This is a genomic window from Mucilaginibacter gracilis (genome assembly GCF_003633615.1).
Lineage (GTDB): Bacteria > Bacteroidota > Bacteroidia > Sphingobacteriales > Sphingobacteriaceae > Mucilaginibacter > Mucilaginibacter gracilis.
On sequence record NZ_RBKU01000001.1, the window covers coordinates 3,727,543 to 3,743,182 of the forward strand.

The 15,640-nt window shown below is 42.0% G+C and carries 14 protein-coding genes; 2 read left to right on the forward strand and 12 right to left on the reverse strand.

The features are described from left to right. Positions 1-15 precede the first annotated feature (15 nt). From BDD43_RS16340 to mtaB, 5 genes are all read right to left on the reverse strand, one after another. Positions 16-213, reverse strand: a complete 198-nt coding sequence (locus BDD43_RS16340) for a hypothetical protein (RefSeq protein ID WP_121198677.1) — start codon at positions 211-213, stop codon at positions 16-18. Between the two features lie 104 nt (positions 214-317). Then, positions 318-1,109, reverse strand: coding sequence for an inositol monophosphatase family protein (locus BDD43_RS16345; protein ID WP_121198678.1), 792 nt, complete (start codon positions 1,107-1,109; stop codon positions 318-320). After that, on the reverse strand, positions 1,084-1,569 hold the full coding sequence (locus BDD43_RS16350) for a GtrA family protein (RefSeq protein WP_121198679.1): 486 nt from the start codon (positions 1,567-1,569) through the stop codon (positions 1,084-1,086). Before BDD43_RS16350 ends, BDD43_RS16345 begins: the two co-directional genes overlap by 26 nt. Further along, a complete protein-coding gene (locus BDD43_RS16355; protein WP_121198680.1) occupies positions 1,566-2,729 on the reverse strand; it encodes a prolipoprotein diacylglyceryl transferase in 1,164 nt (387 codons plus the stop codon). The genes BDD43_RS16350 and BDD43_RS16355 overlap by 4 nt, the downstream gene beginning before the upstream one ends. A 31-nt stretch (positions 2,730-2,760) precedes the next feature. Continuing rightward, the gene (gene mtaB, locus BDD43_RS16360; RefSeq protein WP_121198681.1) at positions 2,761-4,083 is read right to left on the reverse strand and encodes a tRNA (N(6)-L-threonylcarbamoyladenosine(37)-C(2))-methylthiotransferase MtaB; all 1,323 of its coding nucleotides are present in this window, start codon (positions 4,081-4,083) and stop codon (positions 2,761-2,763) included. A 127-nt stretch (positions 4,084-4,210) separates the two neighbouring features. Here mtaB and BDD43_RS16365 point away from each other — a divergent pair, with 127 nt between their 5' ends. Further along, the gene (locus BDD43_RS16365; RefSeq protein ID WP_121198682.1) at positions 4,211-5,158 is read left to right on the forward strand and encodes a hypothetical protein; all 948 of its coding nucleotides are present in this window, start codon (positions 4,211-4,213) and stop codon (positions 5,156-5,158) included. Here BDD43_RS16365 and BDD43_RS16370 read toward each other — a convergent pair whose 3' ends face one another. The 4 genes from BDD43_RS16370 to BDD43_RS16385 form a co-directional block, all read right to left on the reverse strand. After that, positions 5,159-5,725 carry a UbiX family flavin prenyltransferase gene (locus BDD43_RS16370; RefSeq protein WP_121198683.1) on the reverse strand — a complete coding sequence of 189 codons (567 nt, stop codon included), beginning with the start codon at positions 5,723-5,725 and terminating at the stop codon, positions 5,159-5,161. A 181-nt stretch (positions 5,726-5,906) separates the two neighbouring features. Beyond that, positions 5,907-6,794 carry a Ppx/GppA phosphatase family protein gene (locus BDD43_RS16375; protein WP_121198684.1) on the reverse strand — a complete coding sequence of 296 codons (888 nt, stop codon included), beginning with the start codon at positions 6,792-6,794 and terminating at the stop codon, positions 5,907-5,909. A gap of 5 nt (positions 6,795-6,799) precedes the next feature. Beyond that, a complete protein-coding gene (gene ppk1, locus BDD43_RS16380) occupies positions 6,800-8,845 on the reverse strand; it encodes a polyphosphate kinase 1 (protein ID WP_121198685.1) in 2,046 nt (681 codons plus the stop codon). A gap of 98 nt (positions 8,846-8,943) precedes the next feature. Beyond that, positions 8,944-9,453 (reverse strand): hypothetical protein, encoded by a 510-nt coding sequence (locus BDD43_RS16385; RefSeq protein WP_121198686.1) that lies wholly within the window; start codon positions 9,451-9,453, stop codon positions 8,944-8,946. A gap of 146 nt (positions 9,454-9,599) precedes the next feature. Between BDD43_RS16385 and BDD43_RS16390 the strand changes: the two genes are divergently transcribed. Then, positions 9,600-10,091: a YajQ family cyclic di-GMP-binding protein gene (locus BDD43_RS16390; RefSeq protein ID WP_121198687.1), complete on the forward strand. Its 492-nt coding sequence runs from the start codon at positions 9,600-9,602 to the stop codon at positions 10,089-10,091. 215 nt (positions 10,092-10,306) lie between these two features. Here BDD43_RS16390 and BDD43_RS16395 read toward each other — a convergent pair whose 3' ends face one another. The 3 genes from BDD43_RS16395 to BDD43_RS16405 all read right to left on the reverse strand — a co-directional run bounded on the left by BDD43_RS16395 (position 10,307) and on the right by BDD43_RS16405 (position 15,619). Then, on the reverse strand, positions 10,307-13,330 hold the full coding sequence (locus BDD43_RS16395) for a GH92 family glycosyl hydrolase (protein WP_121198688.1): 3,024 nt from the start codon (positions 13,328-13,330) through the stop codon (positions 10,307-10,309). A 322-nt stretch (positions 13,331-13,652) separates the two neighbouring features. Beyond that, entirely contained in the window at positions 13,653-14,432 is a 780-nt protein-coding gene (locus BDD43_RS16400) for an amidohydrolase (protein ID WP_121198689.1), read from the reverse strand. A 41-nt stretch (positions 14,433-14,473) separates the two neighbouring features. After that, the gene (locus tag BDD43_RS16405; RefSeq protein WP_121198690.1) at positions 14,474-15,619 is read right to left on the reverse strand and encodes a methionine aminotransferase; all 1,146 of its coding nucleotides are present in this window, start codon (positions 15,617-15,619) and stop codon (positions 14,474-14,476) included. Positions 15,620-15,640: the final 21 nt, after the last annotated feature.

Here is a 15,640-nt window from a genome sequence, read left to right on the forward strand (position 1 = left end):
TTTTTAACATACTCCTTACATTTTTGGTGGAGTTTTGGTTGTGTCTTTTTTAGTGGTATCAGTAGGCGTACTCATGGTTGATGTTGAATCTTTTACCGTAGTTGTAGTACTGGTGGTATCGCTACCGTCAGTTTTTTTTGTTGAACTGCAACCCGCAGCTATTGAACCTATCATTGCCGCGACAAGGGCGAAACTTAAAACTTGCTTTTTCATAATGTTGTAGATTATTTGATGTTTTTAAATTATCGATATAAATTTAAAACCCCATAACCGCCAATTTGTTTGCATTATATAGCAAGCCAACCTAAGCACCTTGTTTAACCGAAGTGCTTTTTTATGGTAGCTAACAACTCGGCTGTTATTTTGCCGTTTGTGGCTACCACCTCGCGGGTGTTAAACAAATCGGTTCCGCCAGTAAAATTAACTACTTCGCCGCCTGCCTGGCGCACTATAACAATACCTGCGGCCATATCATACGAGTTTAAATTGTACTCGTAATAGCCGTCAAAACGTCCACAGGCGGTATATGCCAAATCCACCGCAGCCGATCCTAAACGCCGTAAGCCGTGGCAACCGCGCATTAATTCGGCAAATAAATCAATAAAAGCCTGTTGTTTCTCAAAATTGTAATACGGGAAACCGGTAGCCAATAACGTATCGGCAATTTTAAGGCTTTTGGTTACTTTAATTTCCTTACCGTTTAAGTAAGCCGGCGAACCTTTCCAGGCATAAAAGCATTCGTCCTGGTTTATTTCGTACACAACGCCTAACACCAGTTCATCATACTCCTGCAAGGCAATACTAACCGAAAATACGGGTAGGCCATGTATAAAATTGGTAGTACCATCCAGCGGGTCAATTATCCAGGTATAACGCTCTCCAATTTGGTTCTTTGTTTTTTCTTCGGTAATAAAACCGGCTTCGGGTAATATTTTTTCCAGGGCGGCCACAATTTGTTCTTCGGCTCCTTTGTCTACATACGATACAAGGTCGTTCAAGCCTTTGTACTCAACACTGTCCTGGTTGAATTTTTTACGCTCCTGGCGGATAAAATCGCCTACCTGTTTTGATAGTGCAATAACTTCATTTGCTATGGTTTCGAGCTGCATGATGTCTTAATGATAAATTGAAAGAGAAAAATTTATGTACAAAAAAGCTTAAAAAAAACAAGCTCAGGGCGGCCGCAGGCCTTGCTATGATGGGGTTGATATTTAAACGCTTAACCAGAATAGCCAAAATGCCCAAATTGGCAAAAAAACCCAATGTTGCTACGCCCGAAAATCTGACAAACTGTTTTCCCGGCGACAAGCTCGATTCCGAAAAAACCAGAAACCGGGTTATTAAAAAGTTAACCATTACGCCTAAAAAAAACGAAATGGCAAACGATAAAACATACCGCGATACATCAAGGCCGAGCACGTTGTACAAGTTATTGCTAAACACATAATCGTAAAGCAGGTAATAGGCAAGCATATCAACCGCAAAACCCACCCCTGCCGAAAGTACAAAACGTACCACCTGGTTTTTAAGTAGGCGTTTCCACAAGCCTGGTTGGTTACTCACTGTCATGCCTGGCTGGTTTCGGCTTCTTTATTGCGTAGGGCGTTGGCTATAAAAACAATTCCTGTTATAAATAAAATTAGTGATATCAATTCGGCTTGGGTAAATGGTATACCTGCAACATGGTACTTGGTGTTTACACGGATAAGCTCAATTAAAAAGCGTTCTAAACCGTTTAAAACCAAATATACACCCCACATTAACCCCGGCAAGTTTAATTTGCTGCGCTGGCTCCAAAGTAAAACAAATAACAAAAGGCAAATTACCGATTCGTAAAACGATGTTGGAAAAACAGCTACCGGTAACTCGGCACAAAACTTACCAACGCAATTGGGTATGTGTACGCCCTCGCTGTTTACGTTATGCGGAAACTTAAATGCCCACATCCAATCGGGCGCCCAGCTTAACCAGCCCGGTTTAGGCGCAGTATTATTGATACCCCAATCGCCATCGCCCGACATTTGACAGCCTATGCGGCCCACACCATAGGCTAACATCATTCCCGGTGCGCCAATATCCAGCATATCTATCCATTTTACTCCGTTTTTGCCAGCCACGTATAGTACCGCCGCACCGCCGCATATCAGGCCTCCATAAAAGGTTAATCCGCTAAAGCCAATTAATTCTTTTACCGGGTCGGCCATAAACCTGTCCCAATTTTCTAAGCCATCAAATACTTTGGCACCCAAAAATCCCCATACGGCGGCCCAAAGCAGTATGCTGCCCATCAACTCGTAAGGGTGTACGGTAACCTCAACATTTTTTGGGGTAGGCAGTTGTTGTTGTTTCTTTTCGTAATAGGCCCAATAAGCAAACACAGCGGCCAAAATAAATCCACCCGGCCAGTTGCCGTGTGCCGATAATAAAAAATCCTGAGGATTATCTACCATAGCGCGGTAGTTTAAGGCAGCATCTAAAATTTTATAACCTATTAAAAAACCAAAAAAGGCATTCATGGCCATATCACCTATCGAGGCTGGTTCGCCCTGCAAAACCATTTTTTTAAATGAATGAACACGGCCCAGTTGCTCTTTGCGCTTAAACTCTTGCTCAAATGCCCAAAAACCGCCCATAAAGGCAATGGCCACAAAAAAACCAAAAGTTTGAATAGGTAAAGGAAAGTTGTATCCCGTAAAATATTTAATAAGTTCGGTTATGGTTGGAAACATTGAGGTAGTGTTTTTTTGGCTAATATAAAAATTAATGTACCAATGTTTCTTCAGCCTCGGTTATTTCAACGTCACCATCTGGTGAAATTGCTGTTAACTGTACGGCTTTAAGTTCGTTCACCAGTATAGGGTCGTATTTGGTTTTTACTTTAACGTAGTTACGGCTAAAACCGTGCATGTAACCATCGGTAATATCGCGTTCAAAAAGTATCTCAACGTGTTTGCCCAGTTGGCTTTGGTAAAATGCCCTTCGTTTTTTGTCGGATAAAATGTGCAACATTTTACTTCTTTCCGCTCTTGTTGAACCCGGTATTTTGCCGCTCATCTCGGCTGCCAAAGTATTTTCCCGCTCCGAATAGGTAAATACGTGCAGGTACGATATATCCAATTCGTTTAAAAAGTTGTAGGTATCAATAAAATCCTCCCTTGTTTCGCCGGGGAAGCCCACTATAACATCAACACCAATGCAACAATCGGGCATCAGTTGCTTTATCTGGGTAACTCTATCCACATATAACTCGCGCTTGTAGCGCCTGCGCATTAACGACAATATTTTATTTGAACCCGATTGTAGCGGAATATGGAAATGCGGTACAAAACGTTTTGAATGCGCTACGAAGGCAATAATTTCGTCTGTTAACAAATTAGGTTCTATGGATGAAATGCGTATCCGGTCAATCCCTTCAACCTCGTCCACGGCTTTAACCAAATCAATAAATTTATCCTGCCGCTGCCCGTCGCGAATGCCGTAGTCGCCAATGTTTACGCCCGTTAAAACTATTTCTTTAACGCCCGATGCTGCAATTTCGTGAGCCTGGGTTATCACACTTTCAACGGTATCGCTCCGGCTGGAGCCCCGTGCCAATGGGATAGTGCAAAACGTACACGAATAATCGCAGCCATCCTGCACTTTTAAAAAGGTGCGGGTACGGTTATCACCAAACGAATATGATGCTACAAACTGGTTGGCCTCGGTTACGGGTTGGTTGTAAACCAGTGCTTTAGGCTTTTTAGTTAGGTCGGTTATATGCTCAACAATGTTAAATTTTTCGGCTGCGCCTAAAACCATGTCAACACCGGGTATATCGGCAATTTCCTGCGGTTTTAGTTGGGCATAGCAACCCACAATGGTTACGTAAGCATTGGGCGATATTTTAAGGGCCTCTTTAACAATTTTTTTGCACTTTTTATCGGCATTATCGGTAACCGAGCAGGTGTTTATCACAAATACATCGGGTGTATCGGTAAAATCAACCGTATCAAAACCTGCCTTATTAAACAGGCGGCCTATTGTTGAGGTTTCCGAATAATTGAGCTTACAGCCCAAAGTATAAAAAGCGACTTTCTTATTCATTTTAACGCTGCAAAGATAAGAATTTTTTATTTTTACCGCACCCGCAGCTTTACACCTTAAACGGGCACATTTATTGCAATTACCAGGCTAATGGCATAATGCCTACAGCTAGTAAAGATTTTGCGCTATGAATAATAATACTTATACCTTAATACTGATATTGAGTGCCCTGTTTGTTAACGCAGATGCAAAAAGCATCGATTCATTACAAAAACAATTGGATACAACCAGTAACGCCTGCGTCAAAGCCGAATTATATACCAATATTGCCGACCAGCTTATACAATTTAACGGCCCCAAAACCCGCGAAATTACCTACGCGGAGGCCGACAGGGCTATTGCCTGTGTACTGAAAGCTATACATTACAACGCCCGAAATAATGATACCCTTGCCCTACGTAATAATTTTAATTGCCTGGCATCGGCTTACGTTATTCAACATAAATATGCACAGGCTAAGTGGTTTGTTTTACAATCAAATTACATATCGCGCGCGCGGAAGGATGTTTATGCTACCATTAATTCGTTAATGCAGTTAGCTACAATAAAAATTGCCATTAAGGATTATAAAATGGCCGAAAAGGATTTTAACGAAGCCATTGTTTTATCTAAATATAAAAACGACGTTTTACGGGAGATAGCTATTGAAAAATGCCTTGCCACACTTTACGATAATACCGGGCGTGCAAAATTAGCTGTAGCTACCGAAAAACATTGTACCTATTTAGCGGCTAACTTGGTCAAGATAACTGCACAACAAGCCAAACAAAACCAGGTACGAATGGTCGAACAAGCTAAAATAGCCGCGCAAAAAGCCAAGGCCAATGCAGTTAAAATGGCTTTAGTTGCTAAAATAAACCAAGCCAACCAAGCCAAAATAGCCTTACAAAAAGCTAAAACACACAAAGCCGAAGAGAGAAAATATTTGGCTTTGCTAAAAGCAAAAAGCCAATGGCCTTTGCCGCTAACTTTTGATGCCAAACCACTTGCAAACGTACAGCCAACGCTAAGCGGCGATGCTCAAACAAAAGCCGACACAGCTACAGTTTTTGCGGTTATGCAACACGAAAAGTAATTATTCGCCTTCGCTCCATCTAAAGCTTTTACTTTCCAGGCCCATGAGGTCAATAACACGGTCAACAACGGTTAGTGCAACTTGCTCAACAGTTTGCGGCCTGCTGTAATAGGAGGGTACCGCGGGGCAAATTATGCCACCGGCCTCGGTTACGGTTTGCATATTGCGCAGATGGATAAGGTTGAGGGGCATATCCCTGGCCACCAAAATAAGTTTACGACGCTCTTTCAATATTACATCGGCGGCGCGTGTTGTTAAATCGTTTGATATGCCTGCCGCTATACGGCCAAGGGTGCCCATTGAGCATGGGACGATTACCATAGTATCATACCGGGCCGAGCCGGATGCAAACGGAGCACTAAAATTGGTTTTATCATAAAAATTGAAAGGATAGTTTTGATAAGCTTCGTTATCCAGTTCAAACTTCCAAACCTGGCGTGCGTTGTCGCTCATTACTATGCCAACATCGGCAATTTGATCGCCAAGGGTCTGTAATTTATCAAGCAAAAGTTTGGCGTAAATGGCCCCACTGGCCCCGGTAATAGCAATAACTATTTTTTTCCTCATTCTTATGCAAAGCTATGTTAAAAAGCGTGCATAAAAAAAGGGCCGAATACGAATATTCGACCCTACATCTACCTATGAAAAACATGCCCTGTAAGGGGCAGTACAAATATAGCTACACATTTCTTAATTGTAAAATTATTGTTAATGTTTTTTACATAAAAAAAACGATGTGTAAAATGTGTTATGGCTTGTTTACCAGGTTTTTATCAATAAGCATTTGTATAATACCATCAACCATGCCTACTTTAGGTACATATATGTGTTTAATTGCTGCCCATTTCATTAAGGTAATGTAAATTTCGCAGGCCGGGATAATTACATCGGCGCGGTCGTTATTGAGGCCCAATACGTTTATCCTGTCTTTAAGCGAAAACGAATCGAGGTATTGATGAAGCGATTTTAACTTATTAAAGCTCAACGGAACATCTTCCTTTTCTTCCGATAGTTTAAATAATTTATTGATATTGCCACCAGTGCCAATACCAATTATTGATTTGTAATTGCGCGTGTGTTGTTTAACAAAATCGTGCATTTCGGTCCAGGTTTCTTCTTTATCCTGGTTATCCAAAATGCGGATGGTGCCGATGTTGAATGAGTGTGAAGCCACAATTTTATTTTCCGAAAAAATGGAAAGCTCGGTACTACCGCCACCCACATCAATATAAAGGTAGTTTTTATTTTTATCCAACGATTGCTCGATGTGGTTTGAATAAATAATGTTGGCTTCCTTTTCGCCATGTACTATTTCAATTTCCAAACCCGTTTGCTCCTTTATACGGGCAACAATTTCGGGGCCATTGGCAGCCTCGCGCATAGCTGAGGTGGCATAGGCGCGATAATCGTTTACCTTATATACATCCATCAAGTTTTTAAAGGCTTGCATGGTTTTCACCATCTCGGCTATCTTTTTGTCGGATATGCGCCTATCCAGAAAAGCATCGTCGCCCAAACGCAGAGGCACGCGGATCAGGGTATCCTTTTTAAAAGAAAATGATCCGTTATTATCAACAACGTTAGCAATAAGCAGCCTTACAGCGTTCGATCCAATATCAATAGCAGCGTATTTCAAAGTATTTAGTTTTTGTATTTTAAGTAATTGTAGATATCAATTTGAGCACGGTAAGGTATCTTTTCTTTCGATTTTACGTACTTGTTACTGTTGTGCCCGTTAATTTCGCGGGCTTTGGTATTATCCTGTAATTGTATATCAATAATGTCTCTTATCTCCTTACGCAGCGTTTCATCATATATCGGGAAGCCAACTTCAACGCGGCTATCAAGGTTACGACTCAAAAAATCTGCCGAGGTAAGGTAAATCAGCTCTTTGCCGTCATTACCAAATATTTGTACACGGGCATGCTCCAAATACTTATCTACAATGCTTATTACCTCAATATTTTCGCTGTAGTTTTTTAACCCGCCCACCAGGCAGCACATACCGCGCACTATCAGTTTTATTTTTACCCCGGCATTGCTGGCCGAGTATAGCTTGGCTATCATTTGCTCATCGGCCAGGCTGTTCATTTTCAAAATCATGTATGCAGGCTTGCCTGCTTTGGCATTTTTTATCTCGTTATCAATCAGCTTAAAATATGCCGGGCGCGAATCCACAGGCGAAACAATTAAGTTTTTTAAACCGCTGGGTACCGTGTTTTTGGTAAGCGCCTTAAAAACCTGAACCAAATCGTCGGTTATTTTTTTGTTCATGGTTAGCAAACTATGGTCTGCATAAATTGAAGCCGTTTTTTCGTTAAAGTTACCGGTTGATAAACAAGCATAATTAACCGTTTTTCCTTTTTCTAACCGCGAAACCAAAATTATTTTGGAGTGAACTTTATAGCCCGATATGCCATAAATAACATTTACGCCTTCTTCGGCCAGGCGGCGGCTCCAGGTAATATTGGCCTGCTCGTCAAACCGGGCTTTTAGTTCAACCAAGCAATTTACCTTTTTGCCATTTTTGGCGGCGTTAATAAGCGCATGTACTACGCGCGAGTTTTTAGCCAGCCGGTAAAGGGTTACGCTAATTTCTTTTACTTTAGGATCAATAGCTGCTTCGCGCAGAAAGTGGATAATGTAATCGAAAGATTGATAAGGCGTACTCACCAAAAAATCTTTCTTTTCAATCATGCCTATTAAACTCTTCCCGAATGAAAGATCGGGAACGGGGAGAATATCATATTTGGGGTATTCCAGTTCGGGCCTGCCCACGTTAGGGAAACCAATAAAATCCTTAAAATTATGGTAACGGTTGCCCGGAATTAAGCTTTCGGAATTTACGCCCATTTTGGTTATCAAAAAGGCCAGCATATCCATCGGCATTTCGGTATCGTACAGTAAACGCATCGGTTTACCCTTTTTGCGTTTCAGCAGGCTTCGCGAAAGCAGATCAACAAATTTATCACTTACTTCTTTATCCAAATCAAGTTCGGCATCGCGGGTTAGCTGTATGGAGTAAGCCTCGATGGTATCGTGGTCGAAAATGAAAAATATATCCTCCAAACTGTAGCGGATAATATCGTCAACCAAAATAATAAACTTGAGGTCGTTGGTTTGGGGCAGGGCCACAAAACGCGATAAACTTTCCGGAATTTCAATAAGGGCCAGCTTGGTTTTTTTATTTTTGCTAAGGCGTACAAAAAAGTAAATACCACGGTCGCGCAGTTCGGGCAAGGGGTCGCCGTCGTTCAGCATAATAGGTACCAGGGTAGCCAATATATTTTCGCGGAAGTAATTTTTAACAAAGGCCCCGCGCGTTACGTTAAGCTGGGTATCGTTCAGTATAAATATCTTCTCTTCGGCAAGCTGTTTAACAATGATATTTTCGTATAAGTTGTTAAACTTTTTTTCCTGTTTTACTACCAGGTTTTTTATCTGGTTGAGTAGTTTTTTAGGATTGTAGCCTAAAACTTCCTTTGCTTTTTCGTTAAGGCTGGTTAAACGGCTAAGGGTAGCTACGCGTACACGGTAAAACTCGTCAAGGTTAGACGAAAATATAGCCAAAAATTTAATACGATCAATTAATGGAACAGTAGGATCGGCGGCTTCCTGCAAAACTCTATCGTTAAAATAAAGCCAACTTATTTCTCTGTTAATTAGTGGTATACGCTTAATATCCATATAAAATAAAAAGTCCCCGGCCTTAAAGCCCGGGACTACAAAACTGCTTATTTATTTGTTAAGATAATGTTAATACTTAACCAATTTATTTACACTATTTAAATCTTTTTTGCCGTTTGGGCTTTTGCAGTGGATCCTGCTGGTTTGTCTGTGGCAATTGTTGCCTTTTTTGCCGTTGTTGTTTTTGGGGAAACAGGTTCAGTGGCAGGTGTAACAACCGTTACGGTATCGGGTATAATGGCCGTAACTTTTTCAACTTTTGGAGCGGCTGTTTTTTTTACCTTTTCTTCGGCTGTTTTTGCTGCTTTGGCAATTACCTTTTCAACTTTTACTACTTTTTTTACAATATCTTTTTTTGCGGCATCGGTTGCTTTGCTTGCTTTTTTAACGGCCTTTTTAACCGGCTCGTTATCCAACTTTGCCTGTACAACTTCTTTCACTACGTCAAACTCTTTACTTATTTTTTTAGCTACCGCCTTGCTTACTTTTTTTACTTCTTTTTTCAGTTTTTCGGCATCGTGTCCAAGTTCGCTTAGTGCGTGCATAAACCTATCGGTAATACTGGTTTCCAGTTGTTTTTTGGCTGCTTTTTTTGTGCTGGTTTTCATGGTTAGGTAAAATAATTTGAATACTTGTATAAAGGTAAAGAATAGAATTATAACCTTAATGTTTTTAAATAGTTAAAATAAAACTTGTTGCTTGTGTAAATGTATTTAAATAGGATAAATTTGCAACAACATTAATAACCTAACATATGCCATCATTTGATATTGTGAGCAAAATTGATGCTCAAACGCTGGATAATGCTATTAACAACGCCAAGAAAGAGATATTGAACCGTTACGATTTTAACGGATCGAAAAGCACCATTGAACTGGATAAAAAAACTAACGAAATAACCGTTGTTACCGAAGATGATATGCGCCTTAAAGCTATTGAAGGTTCGATCATCAGCCGAATGGTTAAGCAATCGTTAGACCCAAAAGCGCTTGATTTTGGCGAGGAACAATACGCATCGGGCAATATGATACGCAAGGGTATCAAGATAAAAGAAGGCCTTGATAAAGAGGCTGCAAAAAAGGTTGTTAAAAAAATAAAAGACAGCAACCTAAAGGTGCAGGCTGCTATTATGGACGACCAGGTGCGTGTAACCGCCAAAAGTATTGACGATTTGCAGGCCGTAATAAGCCTTTGCCGCGGCGAAGATTTTGGACAGCCGCTACAATACATTAACATGCGTAACTAATCAGGCATAAAATCAACAAAATGTCTCGTAAATAAGGCGGCAGTACTTGGTGCCCTTTGTGCTTTTCTCTCCGGGCTCTCTGTGGTAAAATTAACCACAAAGAGCACCGAGGTTTTGCAAAGAGAGCCACAGAGATTTTTAACCGGGCTTTATGCTGTTTACTTAAATAGGTTTTCCTTTTAAGACAACCAATTTTACATTATCCCTAAAGGGCATTACTCCAACACAATTTCGTCGGCAAAAATATAGCTTGGTTTGCCCTTGCTTTCGTGCCAATCGGGCAGGGGGCCGTACTGGTGTGCTATAATTTTAAGATAGCGGGTTTTAAGGCCGAGATCGATGCCGTAGAACTGCGTTTGCACCGCCGTATCCTTAATAGCTATTTTGCTGATAACTGATCCTGCCGATTTGAAATTTTTTCCATCATCCGAGGTCATAAATTCAACACTTTTTGGGAAAACTATCCAGGCGCGGCTATCCTGTAAAGTATTAAGCCCTAGTTTTTTAACCACGCGGCTCTGGCCGAGGTCCAACACTACCTCCAGGTCGTTTCCCTGGAAAGCCTGCCAGTTGCCCATACGCCATTTTGTGGTGCCATGAAAGCCATCTATCAAAGCATTAGTGCCTCCGCCATTGTATAATGGGTGATATTTACTAAGCGAAACAACTTTTACATCGCCGCGTATTTTGGTAAACGTGCCTTCGGCTATAAAGCTTTGCTTATCATCTTTAATGGCAATGCATTTTACAGTTGTTGTATTGGTAAGCGTAACTGGCTTGGTAAATAATGTGGAGTTACTGGTAGGAGCGGAGCCATCCAGCGTATAGTATATGCGCACGTTGGCATCGGCACAACCAAATGATACATCGAGGCTGTTTTGTATGTTGGTTGATGGGTATATGATGTATGGGTTGGCTACAATTAAATTATCGGTAATTTTAGATACCGGCTTCTCTAAATCCTGCATAAACAATTTGTTAGGCAACTTGCCCGAAAACACTTCCCAATCGCCGCCGTTGGCAATATCGTTATAGGTTAAAAATAGTTTTTCGTAAGGGTTTTTGTTAAGCGTCATCCCTTGCAGGTAAAAACTTGATGCTGTGTTGCCTGTGCCCGTTATGGTGAATTTTTTGCCGTTTTCTAAATTGATAACAGCTTTATCAAATAAGGGTAAACCAATTTGGTAGTCCTGCTGGCCGGGTGCTATGGTATAAAAGCCCAGGGCACTCATTACATACCAGGCCGACATTTGCCCGCAATCTTCGTTTCCTGCTAAGCCATCGGGTTCATCTTTATATTGCTCGCGCATTATCCGGCTAACGTATAACTGGGTTTTATAAGAGTTATCGGTAAAGTTAAACAGGTAAGCCATGTGGTGGCTCGGCTCGTTACCGTGGGCATACTGGCCAATGAGGCCCGTTATGTCCGATTGTTCGCGCCCTGTTAATTTGTCGCTGGTGGTAAAAAGTTCTTCCAGTTTGGCTTCAAAGGTTTCCTTTCCACCCATGTGGTCAATCAGGCCCTGCACATCCTGCGGCACTAAAAACGAATATTGCCACGAGTTACCTTCGGTGTAATTATTATTAACATCGGTTGGCAAAAACGGAATAAACCAGCCGCCGTTGCTGCGCGCGCGCATAAAGTTGCTTTGGTTATCGAAAACGTTTTTCCAGTACTGGCCGCGTTTAATGTATTCGGCATAATCCTGCGGCTTATTCATCATTTTAGCCATTTGGGCAATACACCAATCATCAATAGCGTATTCCAATGTTTTGGATACCGATTCTTCCTCATCGGCAGCCAGCACCGCGCCGTTTTTACGGTACGAGTCTAACCCAAACTGGTTGCGGTTAACGACGGCCTTCATGGCGGTTAAAGCTTTTTCGGCGTCAAAATCTCTAATTCCTTTAGCGTAAGCATCAACAATTACGGGTATGGAGTGGTTGCCCACCATACAATAAGTTTCGCTTGATGCTAAAGGCCAAATGGGCAGCAGGCCGCCTTCATCATACATGGCTAAAAAGCTCTTGATAAAATCGAGCGTGCGTTTGCGGTTAATAATGGTTTGCAAGGGGTGCTGGGCCCTATAAGTGTCCCAGAGCGAGAAAACGGTGTAATAATCAAAGCCCTCGGCTTTGTGTATTTTTTTATCTAAGCCACGGTACTGGCCGTCAACATCGCTGTAAACATTTGGGGCACATAGGGTGTGGTATAGCGCGGTATAAAATATAGTTTGCTTTTTTTTGGCGTAGTCAACAAAAGGTATTTTGGGCTTTGGCGAGCCGTAAGGGTTGTTACCGCCGTAGCTTTGATTGCCGTTTGGTTGAGGTATTTGTATTTGGGCAGTTGCGCCGCCTTCCACATCAATTTTGGCCAGCTCGTTTAGCCAATCGTTTTTTGCGGCTTTTTGTACCCTTTTAAAATCAAAATCGGCAACCTCTGTGTCCAGGTTTTTTAGGGCGCCTTCGGTACTTACTGATGATATACCTACCTTTGATACCACTTCGCCGGGATTATCAAACTGGATGTACATTTTTAAATTAGTACCCTGCACCTTGCTTTGCCCGGTTTGTATTTTATCGTTTAAGGCAATACCATAGGTTTTAAACGGTTTAGAAAATTTGGCATAAAAATACACATACTGGTCGTCGGCCCATGATTTTGAACGACGCAAACCCCGTATCTCATGGTCGTTAACAACCTCTATCCACGCATCTATTACCTCGTCGCGGTGTTTTAAATCAATAATAATGTTGCACTGCTTATCGCCGGGGTAAATATATTTATGAACCCCAACGCGCCTGGTGGCGGTTAATTCTACATCAATATTGTACTTATCCAGTTTGGTGTGGTACCATCCCGGCGAGGCCTGTTCGTTCTTCTTTTTAAAGCCTGAGCTGTATTGTGTGTTGAGCAATTTAGGGTCGCCGGTGGTGGGCATAAATAAAATGTCGCAGTAATCGGCTATGCCGGTGCCACTTAAATGCGTGTGCGAAAAACCATAAACTGTAGTATCGCTGTAATGATAGCCCGAACATCCATCCCAGCCCTCAAGCCTGGTATCGGGACTTAACTGCACCATCCCGAAAGGAACGGTTGCGCCGGGATAAGTATGCCCGTGCCCGCCTGTGCCAATAAATGGGTTAACAAGCATGGTATGGTCAATAGGTTTTTTCTTTTGGGCCGTTGCCTGTAAGGTTAATACTATCAATAAAAAGCAAAAGTACTTGTATTTCATATGGAGTGATAACGATAATTATGACTTGTGATTATAATGGGCAAAATTTATGGTTAGCAATAATGCGCTCTTTAAACCATATAAACAAATACATTACAGGGTTTTAATTGGAAATTAAAACTATTGGAAACCACAAAGGCCGGCTTTTGTCTATTTTCTATCATAAACCCGGTTATGGAAATGTTGTGGCTCCATTGTGTCATTGCGAGCGAAAGCGTGGCAACCGCACATAAGCCGAGCAGCTATTCAGGGCGAATATGCCTTCGTGCGGTTGCTTCGTATCTCGTAATGACAGAGTTTTTCTTATCAGTGACACAATTTCTTACAATGCTATTGTAAAATCGTCGGCATCCTTTAAAAAGGGGAGGGCGCGCCTTATTTTAATCAGTTCTTCGGGATGAATGGTGAAGGTGTAAACATCCTCTTCGTCGCGTTTATAATAAACCACATCGCCGTTAGGGCCAATACAAGTTGAATCGCCCGAATGGTAAACCTCGTTACCATCGTGCCCAACCCGGTTTACTCCTATAACAAAACACTGGTTTTCAACCGCCCTTGCGGGGATGAGGGTTCGCCAGTGCAGGGCGCGTTTTTCGGGCCAGTTGGCTACAATCAGCAACAAGTCATAAGCGGCATCCTTATTACGCAACCATACCGGGAAACGCAAATCGTAGCAAATTACGGGGCATATCTTCCAGCCCTTCAGTTCAACTATCAGGTGTTCTGTTCCGGCGGTATAAGTTTGGTGCTCTTTGCCCAGGGCAAATAAATGGCGCTTATCGTAATGTTTAAAAGTGCCGTCGGGCAGCATCCAAATCAGGCGGTTATAAGATTGACCGTTTTCTGCTATAATCAGGCTGCCTGTAACAACGCAATCATATTTTTTTGCCGTGGTGTGCATCCATTGCATTGTTTTGCCGTTCATGGGTTCGGCAAGGGTATCCACATTCATGCTAAAACCCGTGTTAAACATCTCGGGCAAAATAATCAGATCGGTTTTTTCGCGGATGCTGGTTAAGCGGAGCGTTATATTTTGAAGGTTTTTATCAATATTTTCCCAGAATAAATATGCCTGGAAAACGGTGATCTTTAAATTATCCATTTAATTTTTTTAGGGCCAATAGGTGTATCAGCAAGTCATAATTAAATTTTCATTAATTTATTAACGGCATTGTCCAGCGTTTCTTGCCTTTTGGCGAAACAAAACCTTAAAACACGGTGATCGGTATTGCGGGTATAAAAACCCGAAGTGGGTATAGAGGCCACGCCAAACTCCCTGGTTATACGCAGTGCAATATCAACATCCTTTTCGTCGCTTATCCTGTCGTACCGCACCGATTGAAAGTAGGAGCCCGCACAAGGCAGCAACTCAAACCTGGTTTGCGCCATGGCGTTGCGAAAGTGATCGCGCTTTTGCTGAAAGAAACCGGCGAGGCCATTATAAGTATTTTCGTCCTTTAAATATTCGGCAATGGCGTGTTGCGTGGGCGAGTTAACGCTAAACACTAAAAACTGGTGTACCTTTCTAAATTCGCGCATTAGCTGTTCGGGAGCAACGCAATAGCCAATTTTCCAACCGGTACTATGAAACAGCTTACCAAACGACGATACGATGAAGCTACGCTTCCGTAACTCTTCATACTTAACCATACTGTGGTGGGTTTGGCCATCAAATATCAGGTGTTCGTAAACCTCGTCGCTCAAAATTACAATATCCTGATCTTTTACAATAATGGTGAGTTCGTCAATATCGCTTTTTTGTAATATGGTAGCGGTAGGGTTATGTGGCGAATTTAAAATAATCATTTTTGTACGCGCGGTAAGCAACTTCCGCACCATATCCCAGGGGATACGGTAATCTGGCGGTGCCAACTCAAGCGATTTAACAATGCCGCCCATTACCTTAATAGCGGGCGCGTAACTATCGTAAGCAGGTTCAAAAACAATTACCTCGTCGTTAGGGTGTATAATTGCCGCTATGGCCGTAAAAATAGCTTGTGTGGCTCCGGCGGTTACGGTTACCTCGGTATCGGGGTTGTAGTTAACGCTGTATAGCTTCTCAATTTTAATGGCTATCTGTTCGCGCAGACTCATTAGGCCCGGCATGGGTGCATATTGGTTATAGCCATCTTTCATGGCTTTATAAATCAGTTCAACCAGTTGGGGCGGACAATCATAATCAGGAAAGCCCTGCGATAAATTAATGGCCCCAACCTCTGCCGCCAGGGCAGACATGGTGGTAAATATAGTTGTACCTACTTGCGGCAGTTTTGAAGCTATACGTATCATACTCGTAAAAATAACCAAAAA